General features: G+C 59.3%; 13 protein-coding genes, 1 tRNA gene, 2 rRNA genes and 1 pseudogene (1 of these 17 cut by a window edge). 8 read left to right on the top strand and 9 right to left on the bottom strand.

All coding sequences use genetic code 11. The features are described from left to right. Nucleotides 1–4: 4 nt before the first annotated feature. The 4 genes from ACTG2J_RS00450 to radC all read right to left on the bottom strand — a co-directional run bounded on the left by ACTG2J_RS00450 (nt 5) and on the right by radC (nt 1,780). Nucleotides 5–460, bottom strand: coding sequence for a hypothetical protein (locus ACTG2J_RS00450; RefSeq protein ID WP_139438964.1), 456 nt, complete (start codon nt 458–460; stop codon nt 5–7). A gap of 93 nt (nt 461–553) precedes the next feature. Further along, the gene (gene rpmG / locus ACTG2J_RS00445) at nt 554–721 is read right to left on the bottom strand and encodes a 50S ribosomal protein L33 (RefSeq protein ID WP_005307500.1); all 168 of its coding nucleotides are present in this window, start codon (nt 719–721) and stop codon (nt 554–556) included. Nucleotides 722–732: 11 nt separating this feature from the next. Continuing rightward, a complete protein-coding gene (rpmB, locus tag ACTG2J_RS00440) occupies nt 733–969 on the bottom strand; it encodes a 50S ribosomal protein L28 (protein ID WP_005307492.1) in 237 nt (78 codons plus the stop codon). 136 nt (nt 970–1,105) lie between these two features. Beyond that, nucleotides 1,106–1,780: a RadC family protein gene (gene radC, locus ACTG2J_RS00435; RefSeq protein ID WP_005339502.1), complete on the bottom strand. Its 675-nt coding sequence runs from the start codon at nt 1,778–1,780 to the stop codon at nt 1,106–1,108. Between the two features lie 147 nt (nt 1,781–1,927). Between radC and coaBC the strand changes: the two genes are divergently transcribed. From coaBC to pgi, 5 genes are all read left to right on the top strand, one after another. Further along, a complete protein-coding gene (coaBC, locus tag ACTG2J_RS00430; protein ID WP_439989118.1) occupies nt 1,928–3,130 on the top strand; it encodes a bifunctional phosphopantothenoylcysteine decarboxylase/phosphopantothenate--cysteine ligase CoaBC in 1,203 nt (400 codons plus the stop codon). A gap of 81 nt (nt 3,131–3,211) precedes the next feature. Then, on the top strand, nt 3,212–3,670 hold the full coding sequence (gene dut / locus ACTG2J_RS00425; RefSeq protein WP_201991014.1) for a dUTP diphosphatase: 459 nt from the start codon (nt 3,212–3,214) through the stop codon (nt 3,668–3,670). 68 nt (nt 3,671–3,738) lie between these two features. Further along, complete coding sequence (slmA, locus tag ACTG2J_RS00420; protein ID WP_005339495.1) at nt 3,739–4,335, top strand: nucleoid occlusion factor SlmA; 597 nt, start codon at nt 3,739–3,741, stop codon at nt 4,333–4,335. 164 nt (nt 4,336–4,499) lie between these two features. Then, nucleotides 4,500–5,336, top strand: a complete 837-nt coding sequence (locus tag ACTG2J_RS00415; RefSeq protein WP_439989119.1) for a mechanosensitive ion channel domain-containing protein — start codon at nt 4,500–4,502, stop codon at nt 5,334–5,336. A gap of 338 nt (nt 5,337–5,674) precedes the next feature. Further along, nucleotides 5,675–7,324, top strand: a complete 1,650-nt coding sequence (gene pgi, locus ACTG2J_RS00410) for a glucose-6-phosphate isomerase (protein WP_439989120.1) — start codon at nt 5,675–5,677, stop codon at nt 7,322–7,324. Nucleotides 7,325–7,480: 156 nt separating this feature from the next. Here the strand turns inward: pgi and ilvC are convergent, their stop codons facing one another. Next, nucleotides 7,481–8,962 carry a ketol-acid reductoisomerase gene (ilvC, locus tag ACTG2J_RS00405; RefSeq protein ID WP_041210772.1) on the bottom strand — a complete coding sequence of 494 codons (1,482 nt, stop codon included), beginning with the start codon at nt 8,960–8,962 and terminating at the stop codon, nt 7,481–7,483. Nucleotides 8,963–9,183: 221 nt separating this feature from the next. Between ilvC and ilvY the strand changes: the two are divergent. Next, nucleotides 9,184–10,075, top strand: a pseudogene (ilvY, locus tag ACTG2J_RS00400) (HTH-type transcriptional activator IlvY). On the opposite strand, the gene ACTG2J_RS00395 reads toward ilvY, so the two are convergent. Beyond that, complete coding sequence (locus tag ACTG2J_RS00395) at nt 10,064–10,924, bottom strand: transporter substrate-binding domain-containing protein (RefSeq protein WP_113740653.1); 861 nt, start codon at nt 10,922–10,924, stop codon at nt 10,064–10,066. The pseudogene ilvY and the gene ACTG2J_RS00395 sit on opposite strands and share 12 nt — an antisense overlap. Nucleotides 10,925–11,104: 180 nt before the next feature. On the opposite strand from ACTG2J_RS00395, the gene ACTG2J_RS00390 reads away from it, so the two are divergent. After that, complete coding sequence (locus ACTG2J_RS00390) at nt 11,105–11,296, top strand: hypothetical protein (protein WP_113740635.1); 192 nt, start codon at nt 11,105–11,107, stop codon at nt 11,294–11,296. A 73-nt stretch (nt 11,297–11,369) separates the two neighbouring features. Further along, a complete protein-coding gene (locus ACTG2J_RS00385; protein ID WP_113740634.1) occupies nt 11,370–13,952 on the top strand; it encodes a bifunctional acetate--CoA ligase family protein/GNAT family N-acetyltransferase in 2,583 nt (860 codons plus the stop codon). 266 nt (nt 13,953–14,218) lie between these two features. Here the strand turns inward: ACTG2J_RS00385 and ACTG2J_RS00380 are convergent. The 3 genes from ACTG2J_RS00380 to ACTG2J_RS00370 form a co-directional block, all read right to left on the bottom strand. After that, nucleotides 14,219–14,295: transfer RNA gene (locus ACTG2J_RS00380), tRNA-Asp, on the bottom strand. Between the two features lie 97 nt (nt 14,296–14,392). After that, a 5S ribosomal RNA gene (rrf, locus tag ACTG2J_RS00375) occupies nt 14,393–14,507 on the bottom strand. A 125-nt stretch (nt 14,508–14,632) separates the two neighbouring features. Further along, nucleotides 14,633–15,451: ribosomal RNA gene (locus ACTG2J_RS00370) — 23S ribosomal RNA — on the bottom strand (it continues 2,071 nt past the right edge of the window).

Genomic DNA, 15,451 nt, shown 5'->3' with positions numbered 1-15,451 from the left:
GAACTCAGGGGGCAGGACGCAGCAGATCGCGATACTGCTCGGCAGTGAGGGCGAGCCAGAGACCGGAGGGCAGCTGAGCGCCATATTGGCCGCTGTTCTGATAGAGGCCGATCTCGACCGGATCGCTCTGGCCGGCAATCCACACCTTGATGGTCACCGGGGTACCGCGCACCACCTCGCCGGGGGGCAGCAACCAGCTCTGCCAGCGCGCCAGACGGGCATCCAGCTGCGCCGTGTCGAGCCCCAGATCCGGCATGCTGCGCCAGCCCTGACCAATCCGCTCAATCTGCCAGCTCGGTCCCTGCCAGGTGAGCACCACAGACGCATCCGGCAGCAAGGGGCGAGCCCGCTTGGCGCTGTTCTCCTGCTGGGCAGTCTCCATACGATGCAACAGGGTGATCACGATCAGCACCACCACAATGATCACGTTATTCCAGCCTTTGCGGCTCAATTTGAACATGGCAAGCCTCCCTTTGAACCGGCAGTGTACTGAATTCGGCGCATAAAAAAACCCGGCACGAAGCCGGGTTTTTGGGAATGCAGCATCAAGTAATTACTTGATTTTGCCTTCCTTGTAGATCACATGCTGACGAACAACGGGATCAAACTTTTTGATCTCCATTTTTTCGGGCATGGTGCGCTTGTTTTTGGTAGTGGTATAGAAGTGACCAGTACCGGCGCTGGAGTTCAGGCGAATTTTCTCGCGAATACCTTTAGCCATGATCTAATTCCTTATACCTTAACACCGCTGGCGCGCAGTTCAGCCAGAACCACTTCAACGCCACGCTTGTCGATGATACGCATGCCTTTTGCGGATACGCGCAGGCTTACGAAGCGTTTTTCACTCTCAACCCAGAAACGGTGAGTGTGCAGGTTCGGCAGGAAACGACGCTTGGTGGCGTTGTTAGCGTGCGAACGGTTGTTACCAACTGCCGGGCGCTTGCCGGTTACTTGGCATACTCTAGACATGTCAGTCTCTCCAAATCTTACTTCATTGCTCGAGCAAATATCTGCCCCGCTGGCCTTCGATTGCGGGGCAAACAGAAGGCGGCATTTTATACAGCATCCGTGATCAAAGATCAACTAATACGGTGCTAGAGCACAGTTATAGCCAACCGCGCTCGGCAAAAGAAACCGTGATGCCATCACCGATCACCAAGTGATCCAGCACTCTGATATCGATCAGGGCCAAAGCGGCCGTGATCCGATCCGTGATCTGGCGGTCGGCCCTACTGGGCTCGGCGACGCCGGACGGGTGATTATGCGCCAGAATCACCGCGGCTGCATTATGTTTGAGCGCGATCTGCACGATTTCTCTTGGCCAGACGCTCGCCGAGTCGATGGTGCCGAAAAAAAGCTCAACAAATTGAATGACTCTGTGTTGATTGTCGAGCAACAGCAGGGCAAACACCTCACGCGGCCGATCCCGCAGCTGGGCCTGCAGATAGTCGCGGGTCAGCTGGGGCGAGGTGAGGGCATCACCCCGTTGCAGCTGCTCGGCCAGATGGCGTCTGGCCATCTCCAGCACCGCCTGCAACTGGGCATATTTGGCCGGGCCAAGGCCGTGCGCCTCGCAGAATGCCCGTTGATCCGCCCCCAGCAAACTGCGTAAAGAGCCGAATTGATTCAATAGATTACGTGAAAGATCCACTGCACTCAGGCCATTGACGCCAGTGCGCAGAAAGATGGCGAGCAGCTCGGCATCGGAGAGCGCCGCAGGCCCCTGACGCAGCAACTTCTCTCTGGGGCGTTCATCTTCCGGCCACTCTTTGATGCTCATTTGTCTCTCCCTCATCCCTGTTGAGAAAAAACATAGCAAAAAATTGCGCGCGCCCGACCACACCCCTTGATGCCAACCCCTGTCGTCATCCATTGCCTGTGGTATCTTAGCCGACCAGTCAGAATGAGCCGGATAGAGAAACAGCAGATGAGATTGGCCGATAAACGCATCCTGTTGGGTGTCAGTGGCGGGATCGCCGCCTACAAGAGTGCCGAGCTGGTACGCCGCCTGAAAGATCAGGGCGCCGAAGTGCGGGTGGTAATGACCCGCTCCGCCAAGGAGTTCATCACCCCACTGACCCTGCAGGCGGTCTCCGGTCATCCGGTGGCCTACAGCCTGCTGGATCCTTCCGCCGAAGCGGGCATGGGCCATATCGAGCTGGCCAAGTGGGCCGATCTGGTGCTGATCGCCCCCGCCAGCGCCAACCTGATGGCGCGGATGGCTGCAGGCATGGCCGACGAACTGCTGACCACCCTCTGTCTGGCCACTCCGGCGCCCATCGCGCTGGCACCTGCCATGAACCAGCAGATGTATCTCAACGCCGCGACCCAGGCCAACCTCAAGACCCTGGCCAGCCGCGGCATTCTGCTGTGGGGGCCGGATGCAGGAAGCCAGGCCTGTGGCGATGTGGGCCCGGGCCGGATGCTGGATCCCCTCGAACTGGTGGATCGCTGCTGTCAGCAGCTGGCCGCCGAGCCCTTGCTGGCAGGCGTCAAGCTGCTGCTCACCGCAGGGCCAACCCGCGAGGCGCTGGATCCGGTGCGCTACATCAGCAACCACAGCTCCGGCAAGATGGGTTACGCCATCGCTCGTGCTGCCCGTGAAGCGGGCGCCGAAGTGACGCTGGTGAGCGGCCCGGTAACGCTGGCTACACCAGCTGGCGTCACCCGCATCGATGTGGAGAGCGCCGAGCAGATGCATCAGGCGGTGATGAGCCGGGTCGGCGAGTGCGACCTCTTCATCGGCTGCGCGGCGGTGGCCGACTATCGCCCCGAGCAGGTCGCCAGTCAGAAGATCAAGAAGACCGGCGACAACGACCAGATGGTGGTGACGCTGGTGAAGAATCCCGACATCATCGCGGCCGTTGGTGCCCTTTCAGACAAACCCTTCACCGTCGGATTTGCCGCCGAAACAGTGGATGTGGAACAATACGCCCTCGACAAGTTGCAGCGTAAGCGGCTGGACATGATCGCCGCCAACGATGTGTCCCGCGAGGGGCAAGGCTTCAACGCCGATGACAACGCCCTGACCGTGTTCTGGCAAGGGGGCAAGGCCCCGCTGCCGCTGGCCGACAAGCTGACGCTGGCCCGTCACCTGATCGCCCTGATTGCGCGCCACTACCGGCACTGAGCGTCCCAAAAGAACAAGACTCACGGCGCCCCGCCTTGCCAAGAGGGGCGCCAATACAAGATCCAACTGAAAAAGCGATTCATGACTACACAAATTGAACTGAAGATTCTGGATGCCCGTATCGGTACCGAGTACCCGCTGCCCGCCTACGCCACACCGGGCTCTGCCGGCATGGATCTGCGCGCACTGCTGGATGCGCCGCTGACTCTGGCTCCGGGTGATACCACCCTGGTGCCGACCGGTCTGGCCATTCACATCCAGGATCCGGGTCTGTGTGCCACCATCCTGCCCCGCTCCGGCCTCGGCCATAAGCACGGCATCGTGCTGGGCAACCTGGTCGGTCTCATCGATTCCGATTACCAGGGTCAGCTGATGGTATCGGTCTGGAACCGCGGCAAAGATGAGTTCACCATGCAACCCGGCGAGCGCATCGCCCAGCTGGTGATCATGCCGGTAGTTCAGGCCAGCTTCCAAGTGGTCGATGAGTTCAATCAGAGCGAACGGGGTGAAGGCGGTTTTGGTTCTTCTGGTCGCCAATAACAGACCACACCAGCCCGATGGGCGGTGCTTAATAATAGAATCAAGCCATTGTTTTTTTAGGGGAATCCATGGCAAGCAGTAATCAGAAACAGAGTCGGCGCGATCAGATCCTGCAGGCGCTCGCCCATATGCTGGAAACCAGTCCGGGTCAGCGTATCACCACGGCCCGTCTGGCGGCCGAGGTCGGCGTCTCTGAAGCAGCCCTCTATCGACATTTTCCCAGCAAGGCGCGGATGTTCGAGGGGCTGATCGACTTTATCGAGGATTCCCTGCTGTCACGGGTCAATCTGATCATGGCGGAAGAGAAGGACACCATGGCGCGTTGCCACCATATCCTGCAGCTGCTGCTGGTGTTCGCCGAGCGCAATCCCGGCATTACCCGCATCCTCAATGGCGACGCCCTGCTGGGTGAGCACGATCGGCTGCGGGATCGCATCAGCATCCTGTTCGACAAGCTGGAGACCCAGATCAAACAGGTGCTGCGCGAGAAGCGGCTACGCGAAGGTCAGGGCTTTCAGCTCGACGAGACCATGCTGGCCAATCTGCTGCTGGCCTACACCGAAGGCCGCATCAGCCAGTTCGTGCGCTCCGAGTTCAAGCTCAAGCCGACCGCCGGTTTCGAAGATCAGTGGCAATTTATCCGCAGCCAATTGCTGCAGAGCTGATGGTTTTTCGCATCATTCAGCAAAAAGAAGGGAGGCTTTGGCCTCCCTTCTTTTTTGTGTCAGGTTTTTATGGCAGAAAAGAAGTACCAGATGCGACCCGTACTGTCGCGCTGCGGTGTTAGATTTATCCACCATAAACCTTTTAGAACCTGACAGGACATCCTATGGAACCCGAAATCATTACCGAAGCGCAGACCTGGCTGGTCAATAATCAGGGACTGCTGATCGAATACGGCGTCAATATCGCCGCCGCCCTGCTGACCCTGCTGGTCGGCTATATCGCCGCCAACATCGTCAGCGGTGGCGTGGTCAAGGTGATGCAGGCCCGCAAGCTGGACACCACAGTCACTCACTTCGTTGGCAGCATCCTCAAATACGCCATTCTGGTGTTCGTGGTGATCGCCGCACTGGGACGTGTCGGCGTGCAGACCGCCTCCTTCGTCGCCATTATCGGTGCCGCCGGTCTGGCCATCGGTCTGGCGCTGCAAGGCTCGCTCTCCAACTTCGCCGCTGGCTTTCTGCTGATCATCTTCCGCCCCATCAAGGCAGGCGAGTTTATCGAAGTGGCTGGCACGTCTGGCGTGGTGCAATCCGTTCAGCTGTTCACCACCACCCTCACCTCCGGTGACAACAAGATGGTGGTAGTACCGAACTCCGCCATCCTCAACGGCACCATCGTCAACTACTCCCGCATGGATACCCGCCGCGTCGACATGACCTTCGGTATCGGCTACGGCTCCGATCTGCGCAAGGCCAAGCAGATCCTCGAGCGTCTGGTGAATGAAGAACCGCGCATCCTGAAAGATCCGGCCGCTACCATCGCCGTCGCCGCGCTGGCCGACTCCTCGGTCAATATCGTGGTGCGCCCGTGGGTCAAGACCGGCGACTACTGGGGTGTCTGGTTCGACTTCCACGAGAAGGTGAAGCTCACCTTTGATGCCGAAGGGATCGAAATTCCCTTCCCGCAGATGGTGATGCACATGCAAAAACCGCAGGCGTGATCGCGGTAAAGCAGCAACCCACAATGCCAGCCTTCGGGCTGGCATTGTCATTTCCGGCGCGCCATCCGCTGCATAATCAGGCCGGCGGAATGAAAACAATTTCAGAGCCGCGGGCTAGCCCCAATCATGAGCGAGCGCAAGATCCCCCTTGCTTTCGTGACTCATAATCCCGATGTTCTGGTTGTATACTCCCGACGGTTGCCCCATTGCGGTAAAAGACAATCGGTAAAACTCTGTTACACGGGCCGCTCGGCCGGCTCGCTATAATGCTCGGATAATAAGGTTTGGCGGGACCTTGCCTGCAAGGTTCAAACACAACTTGGCATTTCAGGAATCCTATGAAAAACATCAATCCAACCCAAACCCAGGCCTGGCAGGCACTGGAAGCCCACTTTGCAGCAAACAAAGAGACCCGACTCAAGGATCTGTTCGCGCAGGACCCGAAGCGCTTTGACAAGTTTTCCCTTACCTTCGGTGGCGACATCCTGGTTGATTACTCGAAGAACCTGATCACCGAAGAAACCCTCAAGTTGCTGGTTGATCTCGCCAAAGAGACCGATCTTCGCAGCGCGATCGATGCCATGTTCAATGGCGAAAAGATCAACATGACCGAAGGGCGATCCGTACTGCACGTGGCCCTGCGCAACCGCTCCGACCGCCCCATCGAGTGCGACGGCAAGGACGTGATGCCAGAAGTGAACGCCGTACTGGCCAAGATGAAGGGCTTCTGCGAGAAGATCATCTCCGGCGAGTGGAAAGGCTACACCGGCAGGGCGATCCAGCACGTGGTCAACATCGGTATCGGTGGCTCCGATCTGGGCCCGGTAATGATCACCGAGGCACTGCGTCCCTACAAAAACCACCTGCAGATGCACTTCGTCTCCAACGTCGATGGCACCCATATCGCCGAGACCCTGAAGAAGATCGATCCGGAAACCACCCTGTTCCTGGTGGCCTCCAAGACCTTCACCACCCAGGAGACAATGACCAACGCCCTGACCGCCCGCGACTGGTTCATCAAGATCGCCGGTGACAAGGCCCACGTTGCCAAGCACTTCGCTGCCCTCTCCACCAACGGCAAGGCCGTGGCCGAGTTCGGTATCGACACCAACAATATGTTCGAGTTCTGGGACTGGGTTGGCGGCCGCTACTCCTCCTGGTCTGCCATCGGCATGCCCATCGCCCTCTCCGTCGGTTTCGAGAACTTCGAAGCCCTGCTGCAAGGCGCCTTCGAGATGGACATGCACTTCGCCACTGCCTCCTATGAGCAGAACGTGCCGGTGCTGCTGGCGCTGATTGGCCTGTGGTACAACAACTTCTACGGTGCCGAATCCGAAGCCATCCTGCCGTACGATCAGTACATGCACCGCTTCCCTGCCTACTTCCAGCAGGGCAACATGGAATCCAACGGCAAGTACGTGGATCGCAACGGTAATCCGGTTGACTACCAGACTGGCCCCATCATCTGGGGTGAGCCGGGTACCAACGGCCAGCACGCCTTCTACCAACTGATCCACCAGGGCACCAAGCTGATCCCCTGTGACTTCCTGGCGCCAGCCATCAGCCACAACCCGATCGGTGACCACCACCCGAAACTGCTGGCCAACTTCTTCGCCCAGACCGAGGCGCTGGCCTTCGGCAAGAGCAAGGAAGAGGTTGAAGCCGAGTTCCTGGCTGCTGGCAAAACCCTGGAGCAGGTCAAGGATCTGGTGCCGTTCAAGGTGTTCGAAGGCAACCGCCCGACCAACTCCATCCTGTTCAAGAGCCTGACCCCGAAAACCCTGGGTGCCCTGATCGCCATGTATGAACACAAGATCTTCGTACAGGGCGCAATCTGGAACATCTTCTCCTTCGACCAGTGGGGCGTGGAGCTGGGCAAACAGCTGGCCAACAAGATCCTGCCGGAGCTGGGCAACAACGAGGCTGTCACCAGCCACGACTGCTCCACCAACGGTCTGATCAACACCTGGAAAGCGTGGAAAGCCTGATTTATCCAGCCTTTCTGAATGCAAAAGCCCCGCTCGATGAGCGGAGCTTTTTTATGACTGTCAGGCTGATTGTTCTGGCTGGCCGGTCGGGTGTCCAGTCCGACCGGCGACGGGGATCGTCATCCCCGCCCCTTCATCATCCAGCCCGATGCCGGCTTAACCGCCGACGGCGATACGTTTCATGTCCTTCATGTAGCCGCGCAGTACCTGACCGATTTTCTCGATCGGGTGGTTGCGAGTCGCTTCGTTGGCCGCCAGCAGCGCCAGGTTATCCACGCTCTGCCCTTCCGCCTTGCTGGCACCCAGATCACCCGCCTTCAGGGTCGGCATGAAGTGCTCGCGCAGCAAGGGCACGGCGGCATTGGCGAACAGGTAGTTACCGTACTCGGCAGTATCGGAGATGACCACGTTCATCTCGTACAGGCGCTTGCGAGCAACTGTGTTGGCGATCAGCGGCAGCTCGTGCAGGGATTCGTAGTAGGCGGACTCCTCGTAGATACCGGAAGCCACCATGGTCTCGAACGCCAGCTCGACACCCGCCTTGACCATGGCCACCATCACCACGCCATTGTCGAAGTACTCTTGCTCGGCAATCTTGCCTGCAAACGCCGGGGCGTTTTCGAAAGCAGACTTGCCGGTCTCTTCGCGCCAGCCAAACAGCTTGGCATCGTCTTCGGCCCAGTCGGCCATCATGCCGCGAGAGAATTCACCGGCGATGATGTCGTCCATGTGCTTCTCGAACAGCGGGCGCATCAGGGTCTTGAGCTGCTCGGAGAGCTCGAAGGCGCGCAGCTTGGCCGGGTTGGAGAGGCGATCCATCATCAGGCTGATGCCACCCTGTTTCAGGGCTTCGGTGATGGTCTCCCAGCCGAACTGGATCAGCTTGCCGGCGTAGGCAGGGTCTGTGCCTTCGGCAACCAGCTTGTCGTAGCAGAGCAGGGAACCGGCCTGCAGCATGCCGCAGAGGATGGTCTGCTCGCCCATCAGGTCGGATTTCACTTCCGCCACGAAGGAGGACTCCAGCACGCCGGCACGGTCGCCGCCGGTAGCAGAGGCCCACGCTTTCGCGATGGCCATGCCTTCGCCTTTCGGGTCATTTTCCGGGTGAACGGCGATCAGAGTCGGTACGCCGAAACCGCGCTTGTACTCCTCACGCACCTCGGTGCCCGGGCACTTGGGAGCCACCATCACGACTGTGATGTCGGAGCGGATCTGCTGACCCTCTTCCACCACGTTGAAGCCGTGGGAATAGCCCAATGCGGCGCCCTGCTTCATCAGCGGCATCACGGTTTTCACTACGTCGGAGTGTTGCTTGTCCGGAGTCAGGTTCAGCACCAGATCGGCGGTCGGGATCAGCTCTTCATAGGTACCGACCGCGAAGCCGTTGTCGGTAGCCTTCTGCCAGGAGGCGCGCTTCTCGGTGATGGCAGCCTTGCGCAGGGCGTAGGAGATATCCAGCCCGGAGTCGCGCATGTTCAGACCCTGGTTCAGACCCTGGGCACCACAGCCCACAATCACCACCTTCTTGCCCTTCAGCACGTTGCAGCCGTCCGCGAACTCTTCGCGCTGCATGAAACGACACTTGCCCAGCTGGGCCAACTGCTGACGCAGGTTCAAGGTGTTGAAATAGTTAGCCATGGTGATTGCTCCGTTCGATTGATTCCATGCCGGATAGCGGCGTTGTCTGAACCACTATAGCGCGGGACACTTATTGCCTGAACTGATATATTCGAAACAGTACGTTGCAATAATTGAAACGTTAATCCTTCATAATTGCCTGCTAAATGTACCGCGAGATGGCAGAAACAAGCCGCCAACCGCTGGATATCGGGCACACATGCCGCGCCAGGAGCTGAAAGATGGACCTTCGCAATCTCGAGCTGTTTCTCCACCTCGCCGACTCCCTCCACTTCGGCAAGAGCGCCGATGCCATGGCGGTCAGCCCCTCCACCCTGAGCCGCGCCATCCAGCGGCTGGAGCAGGAGACCGGCTGCATCCTGTTCGAGCGGGACAACCGCTCGGTTCGGCTCACCCCCGCCGGCGAGAAGCTGCGCGAATTTGGCGGCGGCCTGTTGCAGGAGTGGCGTCAGCTCAAGCAGGAGCTCAAACGCAGCGATGAACCGCTGCAGGGGCGGCTGCGGGTCTTCTGCTCGGTCACCGCCAGTTACTTTCTGCTGCCCGAGGTGCTGGAGCGCTTTCGCCGCCGCTACCCCCAGCTGGAGATCAAGCTGGAGACCGGCGACCCGGCGCTGGCGGTGGACAAAATCCTGGCCGACGAGGCCGATCTCGCTATCGCCGCCCGTCCCGACGCTCTGCCCGCCAAGCTGGAGTTCGCCAGCCTGCAACTGGTGCCGCTGGTCTTTATCGCGCCGCGCAATGCCCCGCAGCTGAACCAGTGGTTCCGTCAGGGCGAGCCGGACTGGGAGCAGCTGCCAGTTATCCTCTCCGAGCAGGGGCTGGCCCGCAAACGCAGCGATCAGTGGTTTCGCAACAAGGGGATAGCGCCCAACATCTATGCCGAAGTGGCGGGTAACGAGGGGATTGTCGCCATGGTGGCGCTCGGCTGTGGCGTAGGATTGGTGCCGGCGGCGGTGATCGACCACAGCCCGCTCGGCGACAAGGTGCGTCATCGACCTCAAACCCGCCTTCAAACCATTTGATGTGGGGATCGGGGTGCTCAAGAAGCGGCTGGAAGAACCGCTGATCCGCGCCTTCTGGGATACCGCGCAGAATCAGGGCTCACTGCGCTGACACCGGTTTATAGATAAGGGCCGGATCGGCCATCATGACGCGACTGGGCTGCGGCAAGTCGGGGTTATGCAGCTCGAGGCGCACCCGCTCATCCAGTTTCAGCCGCCGAATGGTACTGCCGAATCCCTCTTCAAAGACCCGGTCAAAAGCACCAGACTGCCGCGCCCGCAGCAGGCCAAGCTCGATGCGCTGGGCCAGCTCCGGATATTTTGGCGAGACAAAGAAGAGCAGCGCCAGCGGATAGCGAAACACCAGACGGGGCTCGATGGCGAGATCCGGATGCTGCCTGAGCTCATCCTCGACCTCGATGACCGAGCGCAGGAAGCAGTCAAAGCGCTTCTTGCGCAGCATGTTGAAGAGCGCCTCATAAAGATTGCCCACCGTCACCTTGAGGCCGTTAGCCCGCAGCAACTGGGTGTCTGGCCAGGATCTGTGCTGACCGATGGAGAGCCCGGCGCGATGCCAGTCTGCCAACGACCCGATCGAGGCAAAACGTCCCTCATCCCCCTGCCGAACCAGACACACCCGCCACCCCAGCAGCCCCTTGGCCAGCGGAATGTGGATTGCCAGCAACTCCCGTTCTCGCTGACCATCCGGGGCAAAGACGCCGACCTGAACCAGCTCACCGCTGCGCAGCTCCTTCACCGCCCGCCCCTGCTCCATTTGCGGGCTGGATACCAGCTGATAGGGGCCATATTCGGGCACGGTGAGATCGAGGGAGAGGCGCAACAACTGGACGACGGCGGGGTTGGGGTGATCCAGCAGCAGATTCCAGGCGCGGATAGGCTGCTCGGTTGCCGTTGCGCCAACCGTCCACAGTGCCATGCACCACCACCAGACTCTGATCATCCTGCGCACCATCCGTGCCTCATGCTCCTCGCCATACTATAACGTCAGCCAGCGCCTCCACTGTGCCCTCTCTGAAAGATGTGTGAGCGCTCTCGTGTCAAAAGTGACAATAGGCAAACCCGTCAGGTCATCGCAGACTGGGCGTTAATCAACACACGCCAAGGCGCAGGGAGGAGAGCCATGAAACAGCATCTGGTAGAGATCAAGGGTTCAACCCTGTTTGACGAGTATCTGCAAAGCATAGGCGTGCCCAGCACGGCGCTCGACCGGGAGCAGGATATCTATCTGCAGGAACGCCACCTGGGAGCCATTCGCCGGGTGCAGGGCGAACTGCGCTTTTATCTGCGTGCCAATGCCCTGAACAAACGGTGATCAGGATCCGGTCACAGAACCCGCAGCAAAGGCGTATTAGACTGGTATCTTCCCCCTTTTGTCGGGAGTGCCCATGAAAGCAAGCGGTCTGGATCGGCTGTTCAAACCCCACTCAATCGCCGTGATCGGCGCCTCGACCGACCCGCTCAAGGCGGGTCATGTGATCGTGCGCCACCTGCTGGCGGGCCAGTTCAAAGGGCCCATCCTCCCCGTCACTCCGCGCAACAAGTCCATCGCCGGTGTGCTGGCCTATCCCGATATCGCCAGCCTGCCGCTAACCCCGGATCTCGCCATCATCTGCACCAGGCGGGAGCGGGTCTTGCCGTTGCTGGAAGCGCTCGGCCATAAGGGGGCGGGGGCGGCCATCATACTGGCCGCCGACTTTTCCCCCGAGGAGCGGCTGGAGCTGAAACGGGTCTGCCAGCAATATGGCATTCGCCTGCTCGGCCCCAACAGCATGGGGATGCTGCTGCCCGGCCAGGGGATTAACGCCAGCTTTTCACCCATTGCCGCCAAGCCGGGACAGGTCGCCTTTCTGTCGCAATCCGCCGCCGTCAGCACCACCATTCTGGATTGGGCCAAGCAGCATGAACTGGGCTTTTCCGCCTTCATCTCCCTTGGCGATCACTGCGACATCGACTTCGGCCAGCTGCTGGATCAGCTCTCCCGCGACAGCGTCACCCGCGCCATCTTGATCTACATGGACAAGTTGCACGACGCCCGCCACTTTCTCTCGGCGGCGCGAGCAGCCTCGCGCAACAAGCCGATCCTGGTGCTGAAAAGCGGGCGCCACGATCCGGCCCACGGCCTCGACAACGTCTATGATGCCGCCATCCGTCGCGCCGGCATGTTGCGGGTACGGGATACCCACGAACTGTTTGCCGCGGTGGAAACCCTCAGCCACTCCATGAACCTCAAGGGAGAGCGGCTTGCCATCATCTCCAACGGTCGCGGGCTGGCCAATATGGCGGTGGATGTACTGCTGGAGCGGGGCGGCAAGCTGGCTCGCCCGCCGCTCGATATTGGTAGCGATGCTACCATCACCACCTATCAGGAAACGCTGGACAACGTGTTGCAGGAGGATGGCATCGACGCCATTCTGATCATCCACGCCCCCTCGCTCACGGCGCCAAGCGCGCCGCTGGCCAGCCATCTTATTGCCCATCTGAAACAGCATCCCAGAGCGCGCCGTTTCAACATCCTCACCAACTGGGCGGGCGAATACTCGGCGCAGGAGGGGCGCAAACTCTTTACCGAGGCGGGCTTCCCGACCTACCGCACGCCGGAAAGCGCCATGGCCGCCTTCATGCACATGGTGGAATACCGCCGCAACCAGAAGCAGTTGATGGAAACCCCGGCATCCCTGCATGGCAACCAGCTCAATGTAGATCTGTGCCAGCAGCTGATCCGCCAAGCGCAGGAGCGCAAACAGCTAAGATTGGATACCCATCTGGTGCACCCGATTTTACAAGCCGCCGGTCTCTCGACCCTGCCAACCTGGATCGTCACCGACGCCATCGAGGCGACCCTCACCGCCGAGCAGATCGGCTATCCAGTAGCGGTAAAACTGCGCTCGCCCGATATCCTGCACAAGTCTGCCGTGCACGGGGTGGTCCTCAATCTGCGCACCTCGGCCGAAGTGGCGCAAGCTGCAGATGCCATTCTGGACAGGGTCAAACAGCATGATCCGGGCGCCCGCATCGAAGGCTTGCTGGTGCAGCGGATGGCTCGCCGCAGCGGCGGCCTCGAGCTGCGGGTACGCATCCAGCAAGACGCCATCTTTGGCCCCGTCATTCTGTTGGGTGAGTCGGGTGCGGAACCGCAGGAGATGGTCGCGGCGCTACCGCCGCTCAATCAGGCGCTGGCTCGTTACCAGATCATAGGAGCCCTCAAGAACCGCAAGATCCGTGAGCAGGCCACACCGGAGCGACTGGATATCGATGCCTTGGGCCAAGTGCTTTGCCAGCTCTCCGAGCTATTGCTCGCCTTTCCTGAGATTCAGGAACTGGACCTACACCCGCTGCAAGCGTGCGGCGCAGAGATGGTGGTGCTGGATGCCAGCCTCACACTGGCTGACCCCGCCATCCCGACCAGCAACCGACTGGCGATCCGCCCCTATCCTACCGAACTGGAGGAGGGGGCCTGGCTTAAAGATCAGCGCCATATCCTGCTGCGCCCAATCCGGCCGGAAGATGAACCGGCTCACAAGCAGTTCGTACTGCTGGTCTCCGATGAAGACAGGTACAAACGCTTCTTCGCCGATGTGGGTGAACTGGGTCATGAAGAGCTGGCTCGTATGACCCAAATCGATTACGACCGGGAGATGGCCTTCGTGGCTGTGGGGCAAGATGGCGAGCTGCAGGATCAAATCCTCGGCGTGGTACGCGCCATTTCGAGCCCGGACCAGAGCGATGCCGAGTTTGCCATTCTGGTGCGATCGGACTTGAAAGGGGTGGGGCTCGGCAAATTGATGATGGAGAAGATCATCCGCTACGCCAAAGAGCAGGGGATTGGCCAGTTATCCGGCATGACCATGCCCAGCAATCGCGGCATGGTCAACCTCGCCAAACGGCTTGGCTTCAAGATCGACGTGCAGATGGAAGAGGGGGTGGTCAATATGGAACTGCTCTGTAGCCAGCAAGCGACAGAAGCCTGATTTGACCACCTGAAGAGGCGTCAAAATGGCTGCAAATGAAACTGGCAAGGCTCAGATATAGCCCGAAAATGGTGGAAATAACCGGCTATCTGGCACTCTTACTTGGCAGGGAAAAGCCAGAGATTGGTGGTTTAACGCGCTAAAAATACAAAAGCCCGGTTATGAGGCCGGGCTTTGTGTTGGTTCCGGTGTGCAACCATCGGGGTCAGTGGGTAAAAATGCCCATAGCAAAAAGGCCTTCCCATCAGGGAAGGCCTTCAAATTAGTGGCGGAGCGGACGGGACTCGAACCCGCGACCCCCGGCGTGACAGGCCGGTATTCTAACCGACTGAACTACCGCTCCGCATTCGGTTAGCTTTCGCTAAATTTTCTGCTGCTTCTTCTGAGGTGTCATCCTCGCAGCCAGTGACGTGATTCTTCACATCGCTGTTTAATTGGGTGCCTGGCAGTGTCCTACTCTCGCATGGCGAATGCCACACTACCATCGGCGCTACCGCGTTTCACTTCTGAGTTCGGCATGGGATCAGGTGGTTCCACGGCGCTATGGCCGCCAGGCAAATTCTTAATCCAGAAAGCTGACGTGAGTAACGAGGTTGCCTATTGGCTTGTCGCTATCACTGAATTAGTTAGTAGTTCGCTTGGTATTTGCTACAAGGCCCAGAACACTTCTTGGGTGTTGTATGGTTAAGCCTCACGGGTAATTAGTATGGGTTAGCTCAACACGTCGCCGCGCTTACACACCCCACCTATCAACGTTGTGGTCTCCAACGGCCCTTTAGGACCCTCAAGGGGTCAGGGATGACTCATCTCAGGGCTCGCTTCCCGCTTAGATGCTTTCAGCGGTTATCGATTCCGAACTTAGCTACCGGGCAGTGCCACTGGCGTGACAACCCGAACACCAGAGGTTCGTTCACTCCGGTCCTCTCGTACTAGGAGCAACTCCCTTCAATCATCCAACGCCCACGGCAGATAGGGACCGAACTGTCTCACGACGTTCTGAACCCAGCTCGCGTACCACTTTAAATGGCGAACAGCCATACCCTTGGGACCGACTTCAGCCCCAGGATGTGATGAGCCGACATCGAGGTGCCAAACACCGCCGTCGATATGAACTCTTGGGCGGTATCAGCCTGTTATCCCCGGAGTACCTTTTATCCGTTGAGCGATGGCCCTTCCATTCAGAACCACCGGATCACTATGACCTACTTTCGTACCTGCTCGACCTGTCCGTCTCGCAGTTAAGCTGGCTTATGCCATTGCACTAACCTCCTGATGTCCGACCAGGATTAGCCAACCTTCGTGCTCCTCCGTTACTCTTTGGGAGGAGACCGCCCCAGTCAAACTACCCACCAGGCACTGTCCGCGAGCCCGATTCAGGGCCCTGCGTTAGAACATCAAACATACAAGGGTGGTATTTCAAGGACGGCTCCAGCGCAACTGGCGTCACGCCTTCAAAGCCTCCCACCTATCCTACACATGTAGGTTCAATGTTCAGTGCC

This window comes from Aeromonas sp. 6P (assembly GCF_051919525.1).
GTDB classification, from domain to species: Bacteria; Pseudomonadota; Gammaproteobacteria; order Enterobacterales; family Aeromonadaceae; genus Aeromonas; species Aeromonas veronii.
The sequence above is the reverse complement of the archived record's forward strand: the minus strand, read 5'-3'. Positions and strand labels throughout refer to the sequence as shown.

What these genes read in the sequence shown, in the direction of transcription:
- ACTG2J_RS00450 (WP_139438964.1), bottom strand. Translation starts at nt 460, where the DNA reads ATGTTCAAATTGAGCCGCAAAGGCTGGAATAACGTGATCATTGTGGTG.
- rpmG (WP_005307500.1), bottom strand. Translation starts at nt 721, where the DNA reads ATGGCTAAAGGTATTCGCGAGAAAATTCGCCTGAACTCCAGCGCCGGT.
- rpmB (WP_005307492.1), bottom strand. Translation starts at nt 969, where the DNA reads ATGTCTAGAGTATGCCAAGTAACCGGCAAGCGCCCGGCAGTTGGTAAC.
- radC (WP_005339502.1), bottom strand. Translation starts at nt 1,780, where the DNA reads ATGAGCATCAAAGAGTGGCCGGAAGATGAACGCCCCAGAGAGAAGTTG.
- coaBC (WP_439989118.1), top strand. Translation starts at nt 1,928, where the DNA reads ATGAGATTGGCCGATAAACGCATCCTGTTGGGTGTCAGTGGCGGGATC.
- dut (WP_201991014.1), top strand. Translation starts at nt 3,212, where the DNA reads ATGACTACACAAATTGAACTGAAGATTCTGGATGCCCGTATCGGTACC.
- slmA (WP_005339495.1), top strand. Translation starts at nt 3,739, where the DNA reads ATGGCAAGCAGTAATCAGAAACAGAGTCGGCGCGATCAGATCCTGCAG.
- ACTG2J_RS00415 (WP_439989119.1), top strand. Translation starts at nt 4,500, where the DNA reads ATGGAACCCGAAATCATTACCGAAGCGCAGACCTGGCTGGTCAATAAT.
- pgi (WP_439989120.1), top strand. Translation starts at nt 5,675, where the DNA reads ATGAAAAACATCAATCCAACCCAAACCCAGGCCTGGCAGGCACTGGAA.
- ilvC (WP_041210772.1), bottom strand. Translation starts at nt 8,962, where the DNA reads ATGGCTAACTATTTCAACACCTTGAACCTGCGTCAGCAGTTGGCCCAG.
- ACTG2J_RS00395 (WP_113740653.1), bottom strand. Translation starts at nt 10,924, where the DNA reads ATGATCAGAGTCTGGTGGTGGTGCATGGCACTGTGGACGGTTGGCGCA.
- ACTG2J_RS00390 (WP_113740635.1), top strand. Translation starts at nt 11,105, where the DNA reads ATGAAACAGCATCTGGTAGAGATCAAGGGTTCAACCCTGTTTGACGAG.
- ACTG2J_RS00385 (WP_113740634.1), top strand. Translation starts at nt 11,370, where the DNA reads ATGAAAGCAAGCGGTCTGGATCGGCTGTTCAAACCCCACTCAATCGCC.